We start from the raw sequence: 22,645 nt of genomic DNA on the forward strand, positions 1-22,645 counted from the left end.
GAGTGCCAATTCACGCCCCTCGTGGCGTCGACGCCGGACGACCTCACGGCCCCGCCACAGGGAGAACGCGGGAAGCCCCCGGACCGTTCCGGCTTCAGGAGTGCCCGCACCCCGTCCCTTCGCCCGCCCCGTCGTAGGGCCCCGGACCCTCCGGCCACCAGCGGACCGGCCGGGACCGGACGTCCCCCCGCAGCCGGCCGCAGGAGACGACGACCATCGCCCCCGGCGCACCGTGATCACCGCGCACGGCCGCCGGACGCACCCGCAGGGGCCGCATCGCCGGGGCGCTCGGCGGGCGGTTCACCCGCTGAGCCGCCTTACGCCCCAGCCGTTCGATCGGGTCGACCGACTGTGCGCAGCCGGCGGTGGTGGTCAGGAGCGCACCGGCGGCCAGCAGCCCGGCCAGCAGCCGGTGCGCCCTTCTCATACGTAGTCCTCCAGCCGGGCCACGGCGTATCCCTTGTCCGTGATGACCTTCATGACGGCCCGGACCATGTCGGCCATGCTGCCCGGCCAGTCCTTCTTGCCCCGGAAGTGCGTGAGGATGATGTCGCCGGGGTGCAGGTCGCGGTCCTCCTCGCGCCACTCCATGTGGTCGGGGAAGGCCTCCGCCGCCCACAGGGGCACGGCGGTGATGCCGCAGGACTTGGCGATCCGGAGGGTGTCACCGTTGTAGTTGCCGTAGGGCGGCCGGAACAGCCGGGGCGCTCGCCGTACTGCTTCTCGATGATGTCCTGCTGGTCGCAGATCTCCTGCTTCTGCTCGGCATAGGAGAGACCGGGCATGTAGCGGTGGTTGAGCGTGTGGTTGTTGAGCGTGACGCCACGGGACTGCGCGTCCTTGAAGTACGCGTAGTTGTCGCGCACCAGGTAGTCGCTGAGGAAGGCGCTGTACGGGATGCTCAGCTCCGACATCATCCGCAGCAGTTCGGGGTCCTTGTCGTCGCCGTCGTCCATCGTCAGGAAGACGACCTTCTGCTTGGTCGGGACCGTGGTGAAGACCGGCGGCAGCGAGTCGTCACCGCCCTCGACCTCGAAGCCCTTGCGGGTGGAGATGTGCGGCTTGACGGCGGGCGCCACCGGCGCGGCCAGCGGCGTGCTCGCCAGGCCCCACTTCTTGGCGGCGACCGCGCGTGCGGCCTGGGCCAGGCGCGCCTTCTCGGCCTGCCCGGCCCGGGTGCCCGCCGCCCCGGCGTTCCCGGCCTGGGCGCCCGGCTGTCCGGAATGGGTCGCGGCCTCCTGCCCCGCCGCCGGAACGGTGCGGGCGTCGGTCCCGGCCGCGCAGCCGGAGCCGACGGCGGCGACCAGGAGTGCGGCCAGGACCGCGTAGCCGGGCCGGCGACGCAGGTGTCCCCGTCCGCGCCCCGCCCCGTCCTGCCCCTGCTTCGTCACGACCGGTCTGCGCCCATTCATGGCAAATTCTTCCTTTTGTCGTACTAGCTGTATGGCGCCGCATACTGCCAGCACGCGCCCGGGCACCCGGCCCGACACCGCGACCGGACCCGCACGGTCCCCCGGCTGGCTCACAATGGGGCAGGTGAACGCTCTCGACCCGCCCGCCGCCCCCGACCCCCTCGCCGGCTTCCTGGCCCTGCGCGCCCCGGAGGGTGCCGAGCTCCTGGCCGGGCTGCGGTCCTACGACCCCGCCACGGAACTCGCCACGGCCACCCGGCTGCGCCGCACCCACCCCGCCGCCCTCGTCTCGGCGGCGCTGGGCCAGGCCAGGCTGCGGCAGCGGGCGGTGGCGAAGTTCGGCGCCGAGGACGCGCACCGGATGTTCTTCACGCCGAACGGGGTGGAGCAGGCGACCCGGACCTCCGTGGCCGGCTACCGCGCCCGGCGGTTCGCGGCCACCGGGGTGCGCAGTGTCGCCGACCTCTGCTGCGGGATCGGCGGCGACGCGATCGCCCTGGCCCGCGCCGGGATCTCCGTCCTCGCCGTGGACCGCGACCCGCTGACCGCCGAGGTGGCCAGGGCCAATGCCGCCGCGCTCGGCCTGGACGGCCTGATCGAGGTGCGGTGCGCCGACGTCACGGAGATCGACACCTCCCCCTACGACGCGGTGTTCGTCGACCCGGCCCGCCGGGGCGGCCGCGGCCGGATCTTCGACCCCGAGGCGTACTCCCCGCCCCTCTCCTGGGCGACCGCGGCAGCGCTGAAGGCCCCCAGGGCGGCGCTGAAGATCGCCCCCGGCGTCCCGCACGAGGCGATCGGGCCGCAGGCGGAGGCCGAATGGATCTCGGACGGCGGTGACGTGAAGGAGGCGGTGCTCTGGTTCGGCGAGGGCTTCGAGGCCGGTTCGTACCGCGCCACCCTGCTGCCGTCCGGCGCCACGCTGAGCGCCCCGGCCGTGCTGCCCGCCCCGCCGGTCGGCCCGGTCGGCCGCTATCTGTACGAGCCGGACGGCGCGGTGATCCGGGCCCATCTGGTGGCCGACATCGTGGACAGGTGCCACGGCCGGCTGATCGACGAGATGATCGCGTACGTGACCAGCGACGAGCTGTACGACTCCCCGTACACCGCCGGGTACGAGATCACCGACCGGATCCCGTTCAACATGAAGCGGCTGAAGGCGCTGCTGCGGGAGCGGGAGGTCGGCGTCCTGACGGTCAAGAAGCGCGGCTCCCCGGTCGAACCGGAGGAACTGCGCAGGAGGATGAAGCTCCAGGGCCCGAACACGGCCACCGTCTTCCTGACCCGGGTCGCGGACGCGCCGACGATGCTGATCGGCCACCCCGTGACCGGCCCGGAGGCCGGCCGCGGGTGACGCTCGCAGGTGCCGGTCCCGCCCGGCGGACCAGGGCGCCTCAGGCGAGGTCGGTCAGCTCGTCGGCGTACACCTGCGAGAGCGGCTGCGGGCCTACGTACTGCTGGCAGTTGCACTGACCGGACTCGAAGCGGACCGGCTTCTTGTGCGCGTCCCAGGCGGTCGGCACCTCGACCCGCTCATGGCACTTGCCCTGCTTGTCGTGCTTGGCGAGGTGGTGCGTGCACCCGCAGACCGGCTCCGGCGGTTTGTGCGCCGCCTCGACGGCCAGCCGCTCCTGCCTGCCGGCCTCCAGCAGTTCGAGCTTGCGTGCGTGCCGGTTGCGCAACGCCGTACGGGCGTTGTCGGCCGCCCACCCGAATCCGCCCGTCCAGAAGATGATGAGCAACCACCAGTACCACTCCATGGAACAACCTCCCCCTGAGCCCTTCACGTACGCGCCAGGATAGGGCCGCGGTCAGCGGTGCGACCCGGCGCCGGAGGATATCGGCGCCCCGGGCACCGGCGTCCCGATCAGCACCCGGAGCACCCAACGCCGGTGCAGGAGCGCCTTGGTGATGCCGCTCAGCCCGATGAGCCAGCCGATGAACCCGAGGCCCATGACGAGCGCCACCAGGCCGTACGTGTCGTCGCCCCGGACCGCGCCGGCCGGCACGGCGACGCAGGCGTACAGCCCGGACGCGCAGAGCAGGAAGGAGCTCAGCAGCCACACCAGGCTCGTCCCGGGCAGCCGGAGCGCAGCGTCCCTTGCCGGGTCACGGTCCAACGCGCCCCACTGCGCGAGCAGTCGGCGGATCTCGCGGTCGCGGCGCAGGCCCACGACGACGAGTACGACCGCGGGCACCAGGCAACACGCGCCCATGGCAAGGAAGACCACGCCGAAGACGGCGCTGAAGATGTCGTACGACTCCTCGAACGTGATGAGGGCCGTGCCCACCAGCGACCAGCCGAGCGCACCGAGCGCGCCCCAGAGCCAGAGCAGTCCCAGCCGCCCCGGGCCCAGGTGCAGCTTCACCAACTCGCCGAGGATCAGGGCCCGGTCGGCGAGCAGCGCTCCCCGGTCGGGCCAGGTACGTATCTCCACGGGCGGCGGTGGCGGCGGCAGCGCTGAACGACGGGGCATGGGCCAGACCCTACCGAGGGCGCCGCCCGGTGCGCGGGGGCCTTCGCGGTGCGATGCTGGACAGTGAGCCAGGGAGGTCACCATGGGCTTCTACGCACAGCGGATCGTGCCCCGGATCGTCGATGTCGCCTGCGGCCTGAAGGTCGTCGAACCGCTGCGGCGCCGCGTCTGCGAGGGCCTGTCGGGCGAGATCATCGAGATCGGTTTCGGCTCGGGGCACAACGTCCCCTTCTACCCGTCCGCCGTCACCGGCGTGGCCGCGGTCGAGCCCTCCGACCTCGGCTGGCGGCTGGCCGGCGGACGCATCGCCACCGGGAACACACCGGTGCGGCGGGCCGGCCTGGACGGCCAGGCGCTGCCGTTCGCGGACGACTCGTTCGACGGCGCGCTCTCGACGTGGACGCTCTGCACGATTCCCGACGCGCACGCGGCCCTGCGCGAGGTGCGCCGGGTGCTCAGGCCGGGCGCCACCCTGCACTTCCTGGAGCACGGTCTCGCCCCGGAGGAGGACGAGGGGGTGCGCCGCTGGCAGCGGCGGCTGGACCCGCTGGAGCAGCGGCTCTTCGCCGGGTGCCGGCTGACCCGGCCGATCGCCGGTCTGCTCACGGGCGCCGGCTTCACGATCACGGAGCTGGACGTGTTCTACGAGACGGGCGCCCCGAAGCCGATGGGCGCCGACTCGCTGGGAATCGCCGTGCCGTGAAGCCGGCCGCGCGGGCCGCCCCGCGGCTCAGGCGTTGCGCAGCGCCTCGATGTCGAGTCGCTTCATGCCGAGCATCGCCTTCATGGCGCGGGCGGCCTTGTCCGGGTCCGGGTCGGTCAGTGCCTCGCCCAGGCCGGGCGGGATGATCTGCCAGGAGACGCCGAACCGGTCCTTGAGCCAGCCGCACTGGCTCTCCTGTCCGCCGTCCGCGGTGAGCTTGTCCCACAGCTCGTCCGCCTCCTCCTGCGACGCGCAGTCGACGGAGAGGGAGACCGCCTCGCTGAAGGGGAACTCCGGGCCGCCGTTGAACGCGATGTACTGGGCGCCCTCCAGCTGGAAGCGGACCGTCATCACCGCTCCGTCCTCGCCCGGCGACGCCGCGTTCCAGCGGGTCACGTCCACGACGCGCGAGTCCCCGCCGATGACCGAGATGTAGTGGTTCGCGGCCTCCTCGGCCTGGTTGTTGTCGAACCACAGGAAAGTGGTGACCTTCTGCATGGTCTTCTCCTCAGGCGGTGGTGCCGGGTGGCGTGCAAGGTAGACCGGTCGCGGGCCCGGAACTCATCGGCCGGCCCGGTCCAGGAGCATCGCCCGTTCCCGCTCGTTGCGGGTCAGCTCCGCCGCCCGTACGAACTCCGCGCGCGCCTCGTCCGTACGCCCCATCCTGACCAGCAGATCCCCGCGGACGCTCGGCAGCAAGTGGTAGTCCTTGAGCGCGGGGTCCGCGGCGAGGGCGTCGACCAGGACCAGGCCGGCCGCCGGGCCCTCGGCCATGGAGACGGCGACGGCCCGGTTGAGCTCGACGACCGGGGACGGGGTCAGGACGGCGAGCCGGTCGTAGAGCGCCGCGATGGCGGCCCAGTCGGTGTCCTCGTACCGCACCGCCCGCGCGTGGCAGGCGACGATCGCGGCCTGCAGTGCGTAGGGGCCCAGCGCCTGCCCCGTCTCCCCGGCCGTCTCGCTCGACCTGATCAGGGCGGTGAGGCCGCGGCGGATCAGCAGCCGGTCCCAGCGGGCCCGGTTCTGGTCCGCGAGCAGCACCGGCGCACCGTCCGGCCCGGTCCTGGCGGCGGTGCGCGAGGCCTGCAGCTCCAGCAGGGCGGCCAGGCCGTGCACCTCGGGCTCCTGCGGCATCAGACCGGCCAGCACCCGGGCCTGGCGCAGCGCGTCCTCGCAGAGCGCCGGGCGCAGCCAGTCGTCGCCCGCGGTCGCGGCGTAGCCCTCGTTGAAGACGAGGTAGATGACTTCGAGGACGGAGCCGAGCCGGGCGGCGCGCTCGGGTCCGTCCGGCACCTCGAAGGGGACGCCGGCCCGGCCGAGCGTCCGTTTGGCCCGGACGATGCGCTGGGCGACGGTCGGCTCGGAGGTGAGGAAGGCGCGGGCGATCTCGTCGGTGGTGAGGCCGCCGAGCAGTCGCAGGGTGAGGGCGATCCGGGCGTCGGTGGAGAGCACCGGATGGCAGGAGGTGAAGATCAGCCGCAGCAGGTCGTCGTCGATGTGGTCCGGACCGGCGGGGTCGGGTTCCGGGTCGTAGGCGCCCTCGTCCAGCTCGCGGCCCATCTCGGCCAGCTTGCGGGCGTACGTCTCGCGGCGGCGTACGAGGTCGATGGCGCGGTGCTTGGCGGTGGCCATGAGCCAGGCCCCGGGGTTGTCCGGGACGCCCGACTCCGGCCACTGCTCCAGCGCGGCGACCAGCGCGTCCTGCGCGAGCTCCTCGGCGATGCCCACGTCCCGGACGATCCGGGTGACACCGGCGATGATCCGCGCGGACTCGATCCGGAACACCGTCTCCACCGCACTCACTGCCGTCACGGCCACCCATCAGAGCAGCCGCACCGGGCCCGGGCAAGCGTGGCCGGGCCGGTGGGCGGGGCCGGTCAGGGTTCGTCGATGGCGCGGACCTCGGACGTGACGGTCCAGCTCTCCGGGTGGGTCAGCAGGAACCGCTTGGTCCACTCCACCGCCTCGTCCTGGTCCTTGCACTGGAGGATGGCGTATCCGCCGACGACCTCCTTGGTCTCGGTGAAGGGCCCGTCGGTGTAGCTGAGTTTTCCGCCGGACCAGTGGACCCGGGTGCCCTGGGCGGTCGGGGTGAGGCCGGCCGTCTCCAGCATCACGCCGGCCTTGGTGATCTCCTCGAACAGGGCGCCCATCCGCTTCTCGAAGTCGGGGTCGGGCTCGAATCCGGCGGCGGCCTGCTCGTCGATGCGGATGAGGGACATGAAGCGCGGCATGGTGACTCCTCGGTCGGGAGGGCGGGGCCTTTCCCCTGCCTCTCACCTCTGCGTCGAACGGGACACGGCCGGATCGACAGCTCCCCCGGAATTCTTCTGAGAATTCTCCGGATCGGCCACCGGAGTGGTTCCCGGGGCGGAAGCCGTCGTCCTACGAGGTGGCCGACGAGCTCGACGCGATCATCACCGGTCTGCTTGCCCGAGGGACTCGAAACGCCAGCGGTGCACCGGCCGGGTGACGATCCCGGCGTCCGGCTCGGGCAGCTCCGGCAGCTCGTCGCCGTACGCGCCCTGCCACCAGGTGATGACCAGGACCCGGTCCTGCGGGGCGCGCAGCAGTTCGCTGCGCAGCGGCGGCCGTGCCAGCTCGCCCGTGCGGGCGCGTGCCCACTCCAGCAGTTCCGCGCCCCGGCCCTCGGTGGCGCGGGCCTCCCACATCATGGCCACGGTCCCGGCGCTCATGAGTAGAGGTTGTCCTTGCTGATCTCGTGCACGTGGTCGTGCGTGTGCGGGTGGCCGTGGGCGCCGGGTACGTGCGGCTCGGTCACCGGCAGCGAGGAGTCGGCCGACAGTTCCAGGTCGGAGGCCGGCCTGTTGCGCGCGACCATCTCCGCGCCGAGCGCCGCGACCATCGCCCCGTTGTCGGTGCACAGGCCCGGCCGCGGCACCCGCAGCCGGATGCCGGCCCGCTCGCACCGCTCCTGGGCGAGCGCCCGCAGCCGTGAGTTGGCCGCGACACCGCCGCCGATCATCAGGTGGTCGACGCCCTCGTCCTTGCAGGCGCGGACGGCCTTGCGGGTGAGCACGTCCACCACGGCCTCCTGGAAGGACGCCGCCACGTCCCGTACCGGCACTTCCTCGCCCGCGGCGCGCTTCGCCTCGATCCAGCGGGCGACGGAGGTCTTCAGGCCGGAGAAGGAGAAGTCGTACGCGGGGTCGCGCGAGCCGCTCAGGCCGCGCGGGAACGCGATGGCCTTGGGGTCGCCCTCCTTCGCGAGGCGGTCGATGACCGGGCCGCCGGGGAAGCCGAGGTGCAGCACCCGGGCGATCTTGTCGAAGGCCTCGCCCGCCGCGTCGTCGATGGTCGCGCCCAGCGGCCGTACGTCGTTGGTGATGTCCGGCGCCAGCAGCAGTGAGGAGTGACCGCCGCTGACCAGCAGCGCCATCGTCGGCTCGGGCAGCGGGCCGTGCTCCAGCTGGTCGACGCAGATGTGCGAGGCGAGGTGGTTCACCCCGTACAGCGGCTTGTTCAGCGCGTAGGCGTACGCCTTCGCCGCCGATACGCCGACGAGCAGGGCGCCCGCGAGGCCGGGGCCCGCGGTGACGGAGATGCCGTCGAGGTCACGGCCGGTGACCCCGGCCTCCTTCAGGGCGCGCTCGATGGTCGGGACCATCGCCTCCAGGTGTGCGCGGGAGGCGATCTCCGGGACGACGCCGCCGAAGCGCGCGTGCGTGTCGACGCTGGAGGCGACGGCGTCGGCGAGCAGCGTCGTCCCGCGGACGATGCCGACGCCGGTCTCGTCGCAGGAGGTCTCGATGCCGAGTACGAGCGGTTCGTCAGCCATCAGTCAGTCTCTGTTTCTTGTACGTGGAGGCGCATGACCAGCGCGTCGATGTTGCCCGGCTGGTAGTAGCCGCGGCGGAAGCCGATCGGTTCGAAGCCGAAGCGTTCGTACAGCTTCTGTGCCCGGGTGTTGTCGACCCGGACCTCCAGCAGCACCTCGGCGCACTCGAAGGCCGTGGCGTGCTTCAGCAGGTCGGTCAGGAGCTCGGAGCCGAGGCCGCTGCCCCAGTGGCCCCGGGAGACGGCGATCGTCTGCACGTCGGCGAGGTCGCCGGCCGCGGCCAGTCCGGCGTACCCGACGATCCCGCCGGTGACCGGGTCCTCGGCGACCACGTAGCGGCGGGTGGCCTGCGGGCCGCGGGCGTGCGCCAGCTCGGACCAGAACATGCCCGCCGACCAGGCGTCGTCCGGGAACAGCTCGTGTTCGAGATCGAGCACCGGATCGATGTCCCACCAGCGCATCTCGCGCAGTACTGCCGTCGCGGTGGTCACTTGGGCGTGACCACCTTGTAGTTCTTCGGGACCTGCGCGTCGGGCCTGCGGAGGTAGAGCGGCTGCGGGGGCAGCATGTCGGCGCCCGCGGCCAGGCGCTCGGCGGCGAGGGCGGCCAGCGCGCCGGCGGCGACGTGCTCGGGGCCGCGGGCGTCCGGGAACGCCTCGGGGTAGAGGACCGCGCCCGCCCCGACCACGGGGAGCCCCGCGAGCTGCTCGGCGATGTCGGCGGGCCGGTCGACGGCGGGTTCACCGGTCCGGGTACGGGGGTCCTCGTACCGCGCCCAGTAGACCTCCTTGCGGCGGGCGTCCGTCGCGACGGCGAACGGCCCTGCCAGCCCGGCCTGTCCGGCGGCGTACGCGAGCGCGTCCAGGGTGCACAGTCCGTGCACGGGCACGGAGAGCACCGAACCGAACGTCGCGGCCGTGACCAGGCCGACGCGCAGTCCGGTGTAAGGGCCGGGGCCGACGCCCACGGCCAGGTCGGTCACGGCGTCGAGTTTCACCCCCGCCTCGGCGAGGACCCGGTCGACGGCGGGCAGCAGCAGCTCCCCGTGCCTCCGGGCGTCGACCTGGCCGGACTCGGCGACGACACGGGTCCCGTCGTGCAGGGCGACGGTGACGGCAGGGGTGGCGGTATCCACAGCGAGCAAGAGCACGCAAACAGCCTACGGCTCCGCGGCGGGGGCAACGGCGCCCCGTACGGCGTCCCGGCACCGGGGACCACGGCTGCTACCGTCACCGGACATACACGGAATACGTGTAAACGCTTGTACGACATACGACAAATGACACACGAAGGCGAAAGGGGCGCGCACGGTGGCAAGGGGCAGCTCGGGAATCGTGGCCGTGCTCACCGCGGCGGCTGTCGCCGCGGTCGGTTTCCTGGCCTACCAGGCATCGGCGAACGTCCCCGACACACTCAACCCCAGGGCGACGTCGTCGAGCAGCGCCTCGGTCGCGGGCGGCCATGCCAAGCCGGAGGCCAAGAGGGACCCGCTCGCGGTTCCGGCGGCCTCGGGCATGGGCGTGCGGGTGGTGTACGCGCTGAGTGACCGGCGGGTCTGGCTGGTCGACGCCAAGGGCAGGTCGAAGCGGACCTTCAAGGTCATGCCCAGTGCGGTGCGCGCGCTGCCGGGTACGTACCAGGTGACTTCGCGCTCCGGCACGGTCACGGGCTCCGACGGGGTGCCGATCGAGCACGTGGTCCGGTTCGCGACGACGAACGACATCGCCATCGGCTTCAGCGCCGCGCAGGACGGCTCCATGCAGAGCCCGGACCCGACGGCGAAGGCGGGCGGCGTACGGATGGCCCGTGCGGACGGCAACGCGGTCTGGACGTTCGCGACGGTGGGCGTGAAGGTGGTCGTGGTCCCGTAGCCCGGGGGCCCCGAGATCAAGCCCGTCCGGCGATTGAGGACGTCCGTGACCCGAGCCCGGATCGGGCACACAGAGGCCACATCAAGCCCGTCCGGCGATTGAGGGCGGCGGGCAGGCCACCGCCGCGGCTCAGGCGCGGCGGGGGCCGGACGGTGCGCTGCCTCGTGGGGGAGCCGCGGCGGAGCCGGGTCGCGCGGCACCCGGCGGTGTGGACACCGCGTTCGCCGCCGCACCCGCCGCCAGCAGGTCGCTCATCGATACCGCCCGCGGCGGCCGCACTTCACTCTCGGATGTAGGCATGGACGCCTCCTGGGACTCCGGTGGAAGGCACGGTTAGGTACACCTAACCTGTTCTCGCCCTCCATGTCACCACGCCCGCACCGCCCCGCGCAACAATTTGCCGACACCATGTCGGAAACGAGGCGGGTATCAGGCCCCGGCCACCGCCCACGGCCCCCAGGACTCCGCACCCAGTCCGGCCCACCTCTCCCCCAGGCCCACCAGCGTCACCGCGCGCCGCTCGTCGTCCGTGTCGCCGACCGCGCGGTGGATGAGCACCCGGAGCCGGTCGTCCGCCAGCTCCTCGACCTTGCCGTCGCCCCACTCGACGACCACCACCGACTCCGGCAGCGACACGTCGAGGTCCAGGTCCTCCATCTCGTCGAGCCCGCCGCCCAGGCGGTACGCGTCGACATGGACCAGCGCCGGGCCGTCGCCGAGCGGCGGATGGACGCGGGCGATCACGAAGGTGGGGGACGTGACGGCGCCGCGCACCCCCAGGCCCTCGCCGAGGCCGCGGGTCAGGGTCGTCTTTCCGGCGCCGAGCTCGCCGGTGAGCATCACCAGGTCGCCGGGGCGCAGCACGCCGGCGAGCCGACGGCCCAGGGCCTGCATCTGTTCGGGGGACTCGACGGCCAGGTTCACGGTGACGGCGCCGGGTGTGGTCCCCTGCGCGGCGCCTTCGGCGACCTCAGCCGCCGGGCTGTTGTGCGGTGCTTCCATGCCCGCCAACGTTAGAGGATTCCGGTACGGCTCCCGCCCTCACCAACAGGTCCGCCAGCCGGTCCGTCACCGTCTCCGGGTGCTCCAGCATCACCAGGTGGCCGGCGTCGGGGACGATGACCAGCTCCGCGTCGGGCAGCTGGTCCGCGATCGCCTCGCTGTGCGAACTGGGCGTCACCAGGTCCTTGTCGCCCGCCAGGATCAGCACCGGGAGGTCCCGGAACGCGGGCAGCGCGGCGCTCTTGTCGTGGTCGGTGAACGCCGGGTAGAACTCGGCGACCACGTCGATCGGCGTGGACTCGATGAGCCGTTCGGCGAACCGTTCGACCGCCGGGTCCACGTCACGCGAACCGAACGAGTACCGCTTGATCAGCCCGGCGAACAGGTCCGCGGTCGCCCGCCGCCCCCGCTCCACCAGTTCCGCCTGCGAGCCCAGCGCCTTCAGCACGCCGGGCAGCACCCGCCGTACCGCGTTCACGCCCGCCACCGGCAGCCCGAAGTTGACCTCGCCGAGCTTCCCGCTCGACGTACCGACGAAGGCGACGGCCGCGACCCGGTCGCGGATCAGCTCCGGGTACTGGTCGGCGAGCGCCATGATCGTCATACCGCCCATGGAGTGCCCGACCAGCACCACCGGGCCCTGTGGCGCGGCCGCGTCGATCACGGCGGCGAGGTCACGGCCGAGCTGGTCGATGCCGACGTGGACCCCCTTCGCCTGCGCCCGGCCGCGCTCCGAGCGGCCGTGGCTGCGCTGGTCCCAGTGGACCGTGCGCACCAGGCCGCGCAGGGCCGCGCGCTGGAAGTGCCAGGAGTCCTGGCTGAGGCAGTAGCCGTGGCTGAAGATCACCGTCACCGGGGCCGGGGCCTTGCGCCCGAACAGGCGGCGCCTGCGCGGGCCGGCCGCGGCTCCGGGGGGCGTACCGCCGGCGCCCGCGCCGCTGCCGGGTTCGACCTCGTCGATCTCGTAGTACAGCTCGGTGCCGTCGTCGGCCGTGGCCCGGCCCGGCAGCCCGCGCAGCGAGCCGTACGGTCCGGTGGCGTCCAGCGCCAGCCTGGCCCGCTTGCGCATGCCCCGGCCGACCGTCAGCCGCTCGACGGCGACCCCGGCCGCCGCGCCTGCGGCGATCACACCTATGGCGGCCCCGGCGACCCCCGCCCGGCGCCAGCCGGCCGCCGAAGCGGCCGCCGCCATCGCGTCCCCCGCGCTGATCTCGCTCACCGTGCCGCGCTCCTCGTGGGTCGTGTCCTTCAGGTCAGGGCTGGTCTGATCTCAAGTGAACTCGACCGATCAGATTCGGTCTCATTCGGTCAACTCGGAACATGTTCAGATCGTGCCTGGTCAAGGTTGCTTCCTCGGTCAGGACTCGGCCGGTTCGCCGTCCGCGGTTGCGCCGGGCGCTTCGTCGTCCCGGTAGACGCGCGGCACCCGGCCGCCGATCCGGGTGACGATCTCGTACGCGATCGTGTCGGCCGCCTGCGCCCAGTCCTCGGCGCTCGGTTCGCCCCGGTCCCCCGGGCCGAACAGCACGGCGTCGCTGCCCTCCTCGACCACGTCCCCGTCGAGGTCGACGACGAACTGGTCCATGGCCACCCGGCCGGCGACCGTCCGCCGGACCCCGCCGACCAGGACCGGACCGCGGCCCGAGGCGTGGCGCGGGATGCCGTCCGCGTAGCCCAGGGGCACCAGGCCGAGCGTGGTCTCGCGGGACGTCGTGTAGTGGTGCCCGTAGCTGACGCCGTGGCCGGCCGGGACCTGCTTGACCAGGGCGACCGACGCCGCGAGCGTCATGACCGGCCGCAGGCCGAAATCGGCCGGGGTGCCGAGCTCGGGGCTGGGCGAGATGCCGTACATGGCGATCCCGGTGCGCACCAGGTCGAAGTGCGACTCGGGGACGGTCAGCGTCGCCGGGGAATTGGCGATGTGGCGCACCTCGGGCTCGATGCCGGCCTTCCGCGCGTGCGCCAGCATGTCGTCGAACAGGTCCAGCTGGGCGGCGATGGAGGGGTGTCCGGGCTCGTCCGCGCAGGCGAAGTGGGACCAGAGGCCGGTGATCCGGACGGTGCCCGCCTCCTCGGCGGTGCGGGCGGCGGCGACGAGTGCGGGCCAGTCGGCGGGCTGGCAGCCGTTGCGGCCGAGGCCGGTGTCGGCCTTGAGCTGCACGCGGGCCGGGCGGCCGGCCGCCGCGGCTGCCGCGGTCACCTCGCGCAGCGCCCACATCCCGCTCACCGACACGTCGATGTCGGCCTCGATCGCCTCGCGCCAGGGCCCGCCCGGCGTCCACAGCCAGCACATCATCCGGCCGCCGAGCCCCGCCGCGCGCAGGGCGAGCGCCTCCTGCGGCGTGGCGGTGCCGAGCCAGGTGGCGCCCGCTTCGAGCGCGGCGCGGGCACAGGGCACCGCGCCGTGCCCGTACGCGTCGGACTTGACCACGGCCATCAGCTGCGCACCGGTCGCCCGGGCACGCAGCGCACGCACGTTGGCGCGGAGTGCGGCGAGGTCGATCTCGGCACGGGCTCGCAAGGACGCTGTCTCGTTCATCGCGCCCAGTGTCTCAGAGCCGTACGACACGGCCCCCGGGTACCGGTCGTGGCAGGGCGCGCCGCTCCGGCGCGCGGGAGCGGCGGGGGTCACCGGCGCCGCCCGTCCGGATCATGCCGGGCTCGCTCGCGCACCCGGCGTGGTCCGGACGGAGGATCCTCAGCCGTGGCGCAGCTCGTGTGCCAGATGGTCGACGAGGACCGGCACATGGCTGTGCGGGACGTCCTTGACGGCCGTGACCAGCGTCACCGGGCCGCCGTCGCGGACCAGCGCCACCAGTTCGCCGACCGCGGCGGCGTGCACGGGGTCGGCCAGCTCGGCGCGGTAGCGGTCGACGAAGTCGTCGTAGCGGGTGTCCGAGCGGTCCTCGTGGTACCAGGTACGCAGCTCGTTCGACGGGGTCAGCTCCTTGAGCCACCTGTCGATCGCGGCACGTTCCTTGGCGACGCCGCGCGGCCAGAGGCGGTCGACCAGGACGCGGGTGCCGTCACCGTCCTCCTGCGGGTCGTACACCCGGCGTACGCGCACGTCATCGTTGCTGCCCACGACCGATCACTTCCTCGCTGCCGCCGCCCGCGCCTGCGCTCCCAGCATCACTCAGGCCCGTACGTCCCGCCATGCCGCCCCGATCGCCTCCGCCACGTCCTGCGCGGCGACCGGGGAGCCCTGCGAGGCGTGCCGGGCCGCGAGGCCGTGGAGGTAGGCGCCGGCCGACGCGGCGTCGCGCGGTGCGAGGCCCGCGGCGAGCAGGGAGCCGGTCAGCCCGGAGAGGACGTCGCCGCTGCCCGCGGTGGCCAGCCAGGACGTGCCGGTCGGGTTGACCCGCACGGGGGTGTGCGGGTCGTCGGTGGCGATCAGGGTCGTCGACCCCTTGAGCAGGACGGTGGCCCGGAACCGGGTGGCGAGTTCGCGCACGGCCGCGAGCCGCCCCGCCTCGACCTCCTCGCGCGGGACGCCGAGCAGCGCGGCGGCCTCGCCGGCGTGCGGGGTGAGGACGGTGGGTGCGGTGCGCGCCCGTACGACGGCGGCGTCCAGCAGCCGCAGCCCGTCCGCGTCGACCAGCACCGCGACATCGGCGGCCAGCACGTCGGAGACCGCCTCGACGGCCTCCGTACCGTCGCCGAGCCCCGGCCCGACGACCCACGCCTGCACGCGCCCGGCCTTCGACGGCGGGCCGGCGTGCACCAGGGTCTCCGGATGCCGCGCGATGACGGCGTCGGCGCCCGGTCCGACGTACCGCACCGCGCCCGCCCCGCCGCGCAACGCCCCGGCGACGGCCAGCACCGCAGCACCCGGGTAGCGCGCCGACCCGGCGACGATGCCGACGACACCGCGCCGGTACTTGTCGCTCTCGGCGCCCGGCACGGGCAGCAGCGCCGCCACGTCCGCGTACTGCAGCGCCTCCAGGTCGGGCACGTCCGGCAGTTCGGCGCCGAGCCCGATGTCGACGAGGTGCAGCGCGCCGGCCCGTTCAGCCGCGGGGTCGACGAGCAGGCCCGGCTTGTACGCCCCGAAGGTGACGGTCGCGTCCGCGCGCACCGCGGCGCCCCGCACCTCGCCGGTGTCCGCCTCGACGCCGCTGGGCAGGTCGACGGCGACGACGGGCGCCCCGCGCTCCGCGTAGTGCTCCACCAGTTCGGCCGCCTCCGGCCGCAGTCCGCCGAGTCCGCCGATGCCGGTGATGCCGTCGACGACGAGGTCGATCCGCCCGCCCCAGTCGCGGTGCCGGCCCCCTGCCGGGGTCTCACCGGCGTCCACCACCCGGCCGCCCGCCGCGCGCAGCGCCGCGCTCCCGCCCTCGTGGGCCCGGCCGGGCGAGACCCGCACGGCCACCACACCGGCGCCGCGCCGGGCCAGCCGGGCGCCCGCGTAGAGGGCGTCGCCGCCGTTGTCGCCGCTGCCGACGAGCAGGACGACCCGGGAGCCGTACACCCGGCCGGCGCGGCGCAGCAGGTCGGCGCAGGCCGCCGCGAGTCCGGCGGCGGCGCGCTGCATCAGCGCGCCCTCCGGCAGCCGTGCCATGAGGGCCTGTTCGGCGGCCCGTACGGTCTCAACGCTGTACGCAGTACGCATGGCTCCAACGTACGCAGGGGAACGCGCCCTCGGCACGCGGACGTGCTCAGCCCTCCGCGATCACCACCGCCGACGCCACCCCCGCGTCGTGGCTCAGCGACACGTGCCACTGCCGGACGCCCAGCTCGGCCGCGCGCGCGGCGACCGTGCCGCGGACCCGCAGCCGGGGCTGCCCGGTCTCCTCGACGTACACCTCGGCGTCCGTCCACAGCAGCCCGGCGGGCGCGCCGAGCGCCTTGGCCAGGGCCTCCTTCGCGGCGAACCGGGCGGCCAGCGAGGCGATCCCGCGCCGCTCACCGCCGGGCAGCAGCAACTCCTGCTCCACAAAGAGGCGTTGGGCCATCTGCGGCGTGCGTTCCAGCGCCGCGTCGAACCGCTCGATCTCCGCCACATCGATCCCGACCCCGATGATCACGTACGTACCCTCACTGCTCGCTCACGGCTTACTCCACGGTGACGGACTTCGCCAGGTTGCGCGGCTGGTCCACCTCGTTGCCGCGGGCCGTCGCCAGCTCGCAGGCGAAGACCTGCAACGGCACGGTCGCGACCAGCGGCTGAAGCAGCGTAGGCGTTGCGGGGATCCGGATCAGGTGGTCGGCGTACGGGACGACGTCCTCGTCACCCTCCTCCGCGATGACGACGGTGAGGGCGCCGCGGGCCCGGATCTCCTGGATGTTCGACACGATCTTGCCGTGCAGCACCGAGCGCCCGGCGGGCGAGGGCACCACGACGACGACCGGCAGACCGTCCTCGATCAGCGCGATCGGACCGTGCTTGAGCTCCCCGGCGGCGAACCCCTCGGCGTGCATGTACGCGAGTTCCTTGAGCTTCAACGCGCCTTCCAGCGCCACCGGGTAGCCGACGTGCCGGCCGAGGAAGAGCACGGTGTCGTGCCCGGCCAGCGAACGCGCCAGCGCCCGCACCGGCTCCATGGTCTCCAGGACCCGTTCGACCGAGGCGGAGATCTCCGAGAGCTGGCGGATGACGGTACGGATCTCGTCGCCCCACTTGGTCCCGCGGATCTGGCCGAGGTACAGGGCCACGAGATAGCAGGCGACGAGCTGGGTCAGGAACGCCTTGGTCGAGGCGACGGCGACCTCGGGCCCGGCGTGCGTGTAGAGCACCGCGTCGGACTCCCGCGGGATGGTCGACCCGTTCGTGTTGCAGATGGCCAGCACCTTCGCGCCCTGCTCGCGGGCGTGCCGCAGCGCCATCAGGGTGTCCATCGTCTCGCCGGACTGCGAGATGGCGATGACGAGGGTCCGCTGGTCCAGGATCGGGTCCCGGTAGCGGAACTCGCTGGCGAGCTCGGTCTCGCAGGGGATGCGGGTCCAGTGCTCGATGGCGTACTTGGCGATCATCCCGGCGTGGAACGCGGTCCCGCAGGCGACGATCACCACCTTGTCGACCTCGCGGAGTTCGCCGGGCGTGATCCGCACCTCGTCGAGGTGGAGCGTGCCCTCCGGGTCGATCCGGCCGAGGAGGGTGTCCGTGACGGCCTTGGGCTGTTCGGCGATCTCCTTGAGCATGAAGGAGGCGTAGCCGCCCTTCTCGGCGGCGGATGCGTCCCAGTCCACGTGGTACGGCCGGACCTCGGCGGGCAGCCCGTCGAACCCGGTGACGACCACCCCTTCCCGGCGCAGCTCGACCACCTGGTCCTGGCCCAGTTCGATCGCGGACCGGGTGTGCGCGATGAACGCGGCGACGTCGGAGGCGAGGAACGCCTCGCCCTCCCCCACGCCCACCACGAGGGGCGAGTTCCGCCGGGCCCCGACCACCACGTCGGGCGCGTCCGCGAACACGGCCACCAGCGTGAACGCCCCTTCGAGCCGCCGGCAGACCTGGCGCATCGCGTCGGCCGGGTCCGGGTTGCCCGAGTACGCCTCGGCGAGGAGGTGGGCGACGACCTCGGTGTCGGTCTCGGACACCAGGTCGTGGCCGCGCCTGCCCAGTTCGGAGCGCAGGGCGGCGAAGTTCTCGATGATCCCGTTGTGCACGACGGCGACGCGTCCCGCGTTGTCCAGGTGCGGATGGGCGTTGACGTCGGTGGGCCCGCCGTGGGTCGCCCAGCGGGTGTGCCCGATCCCGGCGCTCCCGGCCGGCAGCGGTCGCTCGACCAGCACCTTCTCCAGATTGACGAGCTTCCCGGCCTTCTTGGCAGCGGCCAGCCCGCCGTCCACGAGGACGGCGATCCCGGCGGAGTCGTAACCCCGGTACTCCAGACGCTTGAGGCCCGCGACGACGACGTCCTGCGCCGACTGCCCACCGACGTACCCGACGATTCCGCACATAACGGTCCCTTCGTGTTCACCTACCCCTGTTCTTCGCATATTCGCAGAAGGTGCACCCAAATCAAGGCCCCGAACCGAGCCCGCTCTACAATCCGCCCGACCCGCCAAGCCCGTCCGGCGCCTCCTTCAAGCCCGTCCGGCGCCTTCCTTCAAGCCCGCCCGGCGCCTTCCTTCAAGCCCGTCCGGCGATTGAGGACACAGCGCCGCCGAAGGCGGCGCCATCCCGCCCCCGCGCCCGCCCGACTCGCCCCGCCTACCCCACCCGCACCGCCGCCTGCGGGACCGGCACCTCGGCGACCGGACGGGCCCGACCGGGTCCCCGTACCAGCACCAGCACCGCGACCCCCGCGACGACACCCACCACGCCGGCCACCACGGCCGCCGTGTTCAGACCGGAGGCGAACGCCGCCCGCAGCGCGTGCTCGGGCACGCCCGCAGCGCGCAGGGCCGGTGCCCCGCCGCCCGCGAGGGCGTGGGACCGGCCCTCGGTCAGCGTCTGACCCATCCGCGAGGTCAGCACCGTCCCGAACACGGCCACCCCGAAGGCGTATCCGAGCTGACGGAAGGTGTTGACCGCGCCGCCCGCCATGCCCGCCCGCTCCGGCGGAACGGCGGCGAGTGCGGCGCCCGCGAGAGCCGGGGAGACCAGGCCCGTGCCGATACCGGCGACGATCAGGCCGGGCAGCAGCGCCGGCCACGAGGAACCAGCCCCGAGCACCGCCTGGCCCAGCGTGCCGACGCCGATCAGTGCGAGCCCGACGCCGATGGTCAGCCTCGGCTGCACCCCGTGCAGCAGCCGGCCGCCGACGGCCGCCACCACGAACGCCGTCGCGGCCAGCGGAAGCACCGCCAGGCCGCCCTGGACCGGGCTCAGTCCGAGCACGGTCTGCAGCCAGATCGAGGTATACGGCAGGACGGCGAAGGCCGCCATGTTGTACGCGAGCGCCCCGGCCATCACGCCGACGAACCCCGACTTGCGGAACAACGACAGCTCCAGCAGCGGGTGTTCGACCCGCCGCTCCACCAGCACGAAGCAGAGCAGGGCCACCGCCCCGATCCCGAACGTGGCGAGCGTGCTCCCCGACGTCCACCCCTGGCTCCCGGCCCGTACGACCCCGTACGTCGCCGCCCCCGCGAACACCGCGAAGGCCGCGGTCCCCGCCCAGTCGATCCGCCGGCCCTGCGCCCCGCGCGACTCGGGCACGGTCCTGGCCGTCAGCCAGATCGCGGCCACGCTGACCGGCAGGTTCACGAAGAAGATCCAGCGCCATCCCGGCCCCTCGGTCAGCAGCCCGCCGACCACCGGCCCGATCGCCGCCGCGCCTCCGCTCACCGCGCCCCACAGTCCGAGCGCGACGGACCGCTCCTTGCCCTGGTAGACCGAGGCGAGCAGCGGCAGCGTGGTCGCGAACATCGCGGCGGCGCCCACCCCCTGCACCCCGCGCGCGGCCACCAGCGCCATCGGCGACGACGCGAGCCCGCAGGCCAGCGAGGCGACGGCGAAGAGCACGACGCCCGCGACATGGACCCGGCGCCTGCCCAGCCGGTCCGCGGCGGCGCCGATGCCGAGCAGCAGCGCGGCCAGCGCGAGCGCGTAGCCGTCGATGACCCACTGCAGGTCGGAGAGCGATGCGTCCAGCGCGCGTGCCATGTCGGGCAGCGCCACGATGACGATCGTGACGTCGAGCAGCAGCATGAACGTCCCGAGACAGACCGCGGTGAGCGGCCCCCACTTACGCATGTTTTTCTCCCTGTACGGCTTCGGCGTGGCCGGCGACCACTCCCGTACGATCGAACGCGTGCGACCGGAAAGCCCAGCCAGGAATCCCTGAGCGCCGGAATCCGACACGGAAGGGGCCTGTGGCCATGGAATCCAACGCGGGATACGACGCCCTCGACCTCCAGCTGCTGCACGCGCTGGAGGTGGACGCCCGCGCCCCCTTCAGCCGGATCGCCACCGTGCTCGGCGTCTCCGACCAGACGGTGGCGCGCCGGTTCCGCAGGCTGCAGACCGAGGCGGACCTGCGGGTGGTCGGCGTCCGCTGCGCCGCGGCCGAGGACTCGCTCGACCACTGGCTGCTGCGGGTGCGCTGCGCGCCCGAGGGTGCGATGGCCATCGCCGAAGCCCTGGCCAGACGCCCCGACACGTCCTGGATCGGTCTCACCTCGGGCGGTACGGAGGTGACGTGCACGGCCAACGCGCGCACCCGGGGCCACGCCGACGACCTGCTCATCGGCAAGCTGCCGCGCACCCCGCACATCGTCGACATCCGCGCGCACCAGCTGCTGCACCGCTTCTACGGCGGCCCGTCCGGCTGGCTCTCCAAGAGCGGCGCGCTCTCCCCCGGCCAGGCCGCCGCCCTCGCGCCCGCCCCGGCCCGGGAGAACCCGGGCCCGGCCGTGATCACCGCCGAGGACGAACCCCTGGTCGCCGCGCTGGAACAGGACGGCCGGGCCACCTACCCGGAGCTCCAGAAGGCGACCGGCCGCTCCGAGTCGGCGGTCAAGCGCCGCCTGGCCCAGCTCGTCGCCACGGGCGCGCTCTACGTCGACGTCGAGTTCGACTCGGACCAGCTCGGCTACCGCAACGTGAGCATGCTCTGCATCACCACGGCCCCCCGCGCCCTGCACACCGTGGGCGAGGAGCTCGCCACCCACCCGGAGGTCGCCTACGCGGCGGCCACCACCGGCCCGTCCAACCTGATGACGGTCGTGGTCACCCGCGACACGAGCCACCTGTACCGCTACCTGAGCGACCGCCTCGGCCGGCTGGACGGCGTCGAGCACGTGGAGACGATGCCGTTCCTGCGCCGCGTCAAGCAGCTGACGTACCGGCCGTTCCGGGGGTAGCGGGACGCGCCGATCGGTAAAGTAGGAATCGCTCATACTTTGAGCGGTTCCTACTTCAGGAGATCCCGTGGCCTTCACCGGACGGACTCGCGAATTGAGCATCCTCGGATCGTGGCTGGAGCGTGTGGTCTCGGGGACCGGTGGCAGCGCCGGGCAGGCGCTGGTGATCAAGGGCCGACGCCGGATCGGCAAGACCCGGCTGGTGCAGGAGTTCTGTGCCCGGTCGGGTCGCCCGTACGTCTTCTTCCAGGCGACCCGCAGCCAGCCCGCTCCCCTCGCGCGGCGCGCGCTGTTCGACGCGGTCGCCGGTGGTCAGGGAATGCGGGACCACGGGGCAGCGCTGGAACACGCGGCCGCCCCCGAAGAGTGGGTCCGCACGCTGGCCGCCGTGGCGGCCACCCTGCCCGCGCACGAGCCGGTGATCCTGGTGCTGGATGAAGTCCCCTGGCTGTCGGAGGCGGATCCGGGCTTCGACGCGGCGCTCAAAACGGCGTGGGACATGCATCTGTCCGCGAAGCCGGTGCTCCTGCTGCTGCTCGGCTCCGACCTGGCGATGATGAACCGGCTCACGTCCTACGACCATCCGTTCCACGGCCGGGCAGGCCAGTACACCGTAGGACCGCTCAGCCCTGCGGACGTGCAGGACTCCACCGGACTGGACGCCGGGGCGGCGCTCGACGCCTACCTCGTCACCGGGGGCTTCCCCGAAGTGGTCACCGGCTGGCGAACCGGCGAATCGGTCGCCGGCTACCTGGACCGTCAGGTCGAGGACCCGTCATCGGTCCTGCTCACGACGGGCGAGCGCTCTCTGGCGGCGGAGTTCCCTGCCCGCCTCCAGGCAGGCAGGGTGCTCAGGGCCATCGGTTCGGGCGAGCGGGCGTTCTCCGGCATCGCGGCAAGCACGGGAGGGGCGGACGGGCGTGCCCTGGCGCACGGCACGCTCGCCCCGATACTGACCGAACTCACCGAGGCGAAGCGGATCGTGGCTGCCGACCTCCCCCTGTCCACGCAGGCGGCTCCCAAGCTGAAGCGCTACCGCATTGCCGACACCTACCTGCGCTTCTGGCTGGCGCATCTGGAGGACGCCGTCGCGCAGGCGGAGAGAGGAAGGGGCGAGGTCTCGGCCGCACGCATTCAGCGCTCCTGGCCGTCGTGGCGGGGACGCGCCGTGGAACCGGTGATCAGGGAATCGCTGGCCCGCCAGGTCCCGGACGGCCTCTTCCCGCAGGTCACCGAGGTCGGCGGCTGGTGGAAACGGCAGAACAATCCGGAAGTCGACCTCATCGGCGCGGACGCGCAGCCGGTGGCGCGTCACGTCGCCTTCGTGGGATCGGTGAAATGGCGTGACGAGACACCCTTCGGAACGCGTGACCTCGCCGAACTCGTCGCGTCCGCACAGCAGGTACCGGGGGCGCAGGATGCGGCTCTGGTCGCCGTCAGCAGGCGCCCCCCGACGGGTGCGGCCACCGAGGGACTGACCGCTCACTGGGGCCCGGACGACATCATCGCCGCGTGGCGATGACCCGCGCGAAGGGCTCCGGGTACCCGCTCCCGGCGCCGGTCTCCCCCGAACCGTCGGAACCACCGCGACGCCCCTGATCATCTATGGCGGTACATGCGAGTCGCAG

At 73.2% G+C, this 22,645-nt stretch carries 23 protein-coding genes and 1 pseudogene; 5 read left to right on the forward strand and 19 right to left on the reverse strand.

Annotated features, from left to right (window positions below):
* Positions 1–94 precede the first annotated feature (94 nt).
* Both LNW71_RS36895 and LNW71_RS11365 read right to left on the reverse strand, forming a co-directional pair.
* The gene (locus LNW71_RS36895) at positions 95–427 is read right to left on the reverse strand and encodes a hypothetical protein (protein WP_374119386.1); all 333 of its coding nucleotides are present in this window, start codon (positions 425–427) and stop codon (positions 95–97) included.
* Positions 424–1,412: pseudogene (locus LNW71_RS11365) on the reverse strand (polysaccharide deacetylase family protein). Before LNW71_RS11365 ends, LNW71_RS36895 begins: the two are co-directional and overlap by 4 nt.
* A 115-nt stretch (positions 1,413–1,527) precedes the next feature.
* Here LNW71_RS11365 and LNW71_RS11370 point away from each other — a divergent pair.
* Positions 1,528–2,766: a class I SAM-dependent methyltransferase gene (locus LNW71_RS11370; RefSeq protein ID WP_250968147.1), complete on the forward strand. Its 1,239-nt coding sequence runs from the start codon at positions 1,528–1,530 to the stop codon at positions 2,764–2,766.
* Between the two features lie 40 nt (positions 2,767–2,806).
* Here the strand turns inward: LNW71_RS11370 and LNW71_RS11375 are convergent, their stop codons facing one another.
* Positions 2,807–3,172: a hypothetical protein gene (locus LNW71_RS11375; protein WP_250968148.1), complete on the reverse strand. Its 366-nt coding sequence runs from the start codon at positions 3,170–3,172 to the stop codon at positions 2,807–2,809.
* A gap of 51 nt (positions 3,173–3,223) precedes the next feature.
* On the reverse strand, positions 3,224–3,889 hold the full coding sequence (locus LNW71_RS11380) for a hypothetical protein (RefSeq protein ID WP_250968149.1): 666 nt from the start codon (positions 3,887–3,889) through the stop codon (positions 3,224–3,226).
* Between the two features lie 82 nt (positions 3,890–3,971).
* Between LNW71_RS11380 and LNW71_RS11385 the strand changes: the two genes are divergently transcribed.
* Complete coding sequence (locus tag LNW71_RS11385; protein ID WP_250968150.1) at positions 3,972–4,592, forward strand: class I SAM-dependent methyltransferase; 621 nt, start codon at positions 3,972–3,974, stop codon at positions 4,590–4,592.
* A 27-nt stretch (positions 4,593–4,619) separates the two neighbouring features.
* On the opposite strand, the gene LNW71_RS11390 is transcribed toward LNW71_RS11385, so the two are convergent.
* From LNW71_RS11390 to tsaB, 7 genes are all read right to left on the reverse strand, one after another.
* Positions 4,620–5,090, reverse strand: a complete 471-nt coding sequence (locus LNW71_RS11390; RefSeq protein WP_250968151.1) for a VOC family protein — start codon at positions 5,088–5,090, stop codon at positions 4,620–4,622.
* Between the two features lie 63 nt (positions 5,091–5,153).
* The gene (locus LNW71_RS11395; protein ID WP_250968152.1) at positions 5,154–6,404 is read right to left on the reverse strand and encodes an RNA polymerase sigma factor; all 1,251 of its coding nucleotides are present in this window, start codon (positions 6,402–6,404) and stop codon (positions 5,154–5,156) included.
* Positions 6,405–6,469: 65 nt separating this feature from the next.
* The gene (locus tag LNW71_RS11400; protein ID WP_250968153.1) at positions 6,470–6,826 is read right to left on the reverse strand and encodes a YciI family protein; all 357 of its coding nucleotides are present in this window, start codon (positions 6,824–6,826) and stop codon (positions 6,470–6,472) included.
* A 183-nt stretch (positions 6,827–7,009) separates the two neighbouring features.
* Complete coding sequence (locus LNW71_RS11405) at positions 7,010–7,288, reverse strand: hypothetical protein (RefSeq protein WP_250968154.1); 279 nt, start codon at positions 7,286–7,288, stop codon at positions 7,010–7,012.
* Positions 7,285–8,391, reverse strand: a complete 1,107-nt coding sequence (gene tsaD, locus LNW71_RS11410; RefSeq protein ID WP_250968155.1) for a tRNA (adenosine(37)-N6)-threonylcarbamoyltransferase complex transferase subunit TsaD — start codon at positions 8,389–8,391, stop codon at positions 7,285–7,287. Before tsaD ends, LNW71_RS11405 begins: the two co-directional genes overlap by 4 nt.
* Positions 8,391–8,882: a ribosomal protein S18-alanine N-acetyltransferase gene (gene rimI, locus LNW71_RS11415; RefSeq protein WP_250968156.1), complete on the reverse strand. Its 492-nt coding sequence runs from the start codon at positions 8,880–8,882 to the stop codon at positions 8,391–8,393. The genes tsaD and rimI overlap by 1 nt, the downstream gene beginning before the upstream one ends.
* Positions 8,879–9,541 (reverse strand): tRNA (adenosine(37)-N6)-threonylcarbamoyltransferase complex dimerization subunit type 1 TsaB, encoded by a 663-nt coding sequence (tsaB, locus tag LNW71_RS11420; RefSeq protein WP_250968157.1) that lies wholly within the window; start codon positions 9,539–9,541, stop codon positions 8,879–8,881. Before tsaB ends, rimI begins: the two co-directional genes overlap by 4 nt.
* A gap of 184 nt (positions 9,542–9,725) precedes the next feature.
* Between tsaB and LNW71_RS11425 the strand changes: the two genes are divergently transcribed.
* A complete protein-coding gene (locus LNW71_RS11425) occupies positions 9,726–10,262 on the forward strand; it encodes a hypothetical protein (protein ID WP_250971971.1) in 537 nt (178 codons plus the stop codon).
* A 429-nt stretch (positions 10,263–10,691) separates the two neighbouring features.
* Here LNW71_RS11425 and tsaE read toward each other — a convergent pair whose 3' ends face one another.
* The 8 genes from tsaE to LNW71_RS11465 form a co-directional block, all read right to left on the reverse strand.
* Positions 10,692–11,264, reverse strand: a complete 573-nt coding sequence (gene tsaE / locus LNW71_RS11430) for a tRNA (adenosine(37)-N6)-threonylcarbamoyltransferase complex ATPase subunit type 1 TsaE (protein WP_250968158.1) — start codon at positions 11,262–11,264, stop codon at positions 10,692–10,694.
* Positions 11,233–12,483 carry an alpha/beta hydrolase gene (locus LNW71_RS11435; protein WP_250968159.1) on the reverse strand — a complete coding sequence of 417 codons (1,251 nt, stop codon included), beginning with the start codon at positions 12,481–12,483 and terminating at the stop codon, positions 11,233–11,235. The genes tsaE and LNW71_RS11435 overlap by 32 nt, the downstream gene beginning before the upstream one ends.
* Positions 12,484–12,621: 138 nt before the next feature.
* Positions 12,622–13,803 carry an alanine racemase gene (gene alr, locus LNW71_RS11440; RefSeq protein WP_250968160.1) on the reverse strand — a complete coding sequence of 394 codons (1,182 nt, stop codon included), beginning with the start codon at positions 13,801–13,803 and terminating at the stop codon, positions 12,622–12,624.
* Positions 13,804–13,962: 159 nt separating this feature from the next.
* On the reverse strand, positions 13,963–14,349 hold the full coding sequence (locus LNW71_RS11445; RefSeq protein WP_250968161.1) for a DUF488 domain-containing protein: 387 nt from the start codon (positions 14,347–14,349) through the stop codon (positions 13,963–13,965).
* Between the two features lie 51 nt (positions 14,350–14,400).
* Entirely contained in the window at positions 14,401–15,876 is a 1,476-nt protein-coding gene (locus LNW71_RS11450; protein ID WP_250968162.1) for an NAD(P)H-hydrate dehydratase, read from the reverse strand.
* A 46-nt stretch (positions 15,877–15,922) separates the two neighbouring features.
* A complete protein-coding gene (locus LNW71_RS11455; protein ID WP_250968163.1) occupies positions 15,923–16,291 on the reverse strand; it encodes a holo-ACP synthase in 369 nt (122 codons plus the stop codon).
* Between the two features lie 28 nt (positions 16,292–16,319).
* Positions 16,320–18,167 (reverse strand): glutamine--fructose-6-phosphate transaminase (isomerizing), encoded by a 1,848-nt coding sequence (gene glmS, locus LNW71_RS11460; protein ID WP_250968164.1) that lies wholly within the window; start codon positions 18,165–18,167, stop codon positions 16,320–16,322.
* A 253-nt stretch (positions 18,168–18,420) separates the two neighbouring features.
* Positions 18,421–19,908: an MFS transporter gene (locus LNW71_RS11465; RefSeq protein ID WP_250968165.1), complete on the reverse strand. Its 1,488-nt coding sequence runs from the start codon at positions 19,906–19,908 to the stop codon at positions 18,421–18,423.
* Between the two features lie 125 nt (positions 19,909–20,033).
* Between LNW71_RS11465 and LNW71_RS11470 the strand changes: the two genes are divergently transcribed.
* Both LNW71_RS11470 and LNW71_RS11475 read left to right on the forward strand, forming a co-directional pair.
* A complete protein-coding gene (locus LNW71_RS11470; RefSeq protein ID WP_250968166.1) occupies positions 20,034–21,017 on the forward strand; it encodes an Lrp/AsnC family transcriptional regulator in 984 nt (327 codons plus the stop codon).
* Between the two features lie 67 nt (positions 21,018–21,084).
* Entirely contained in the window at positions 21,085–22,539 is a 1,455-nt protein-coding gene (locus tag LNW71_RS11475) for an ATP-binding protein (protein ID WP_308294477.1), read from the forward strand.
* The last annotated feature ends 106 nt before the right edge of the window (positions 22,540–22,645 follow it).

The organism is Streptomyces sp. RKAG290, assembly GCF_023701695.1.
Classification (GTDB): Bacteria; Actinomycetota; Actinomycetes; order Streptomycetales; family Streptomycetaceae; genus Streptomyces.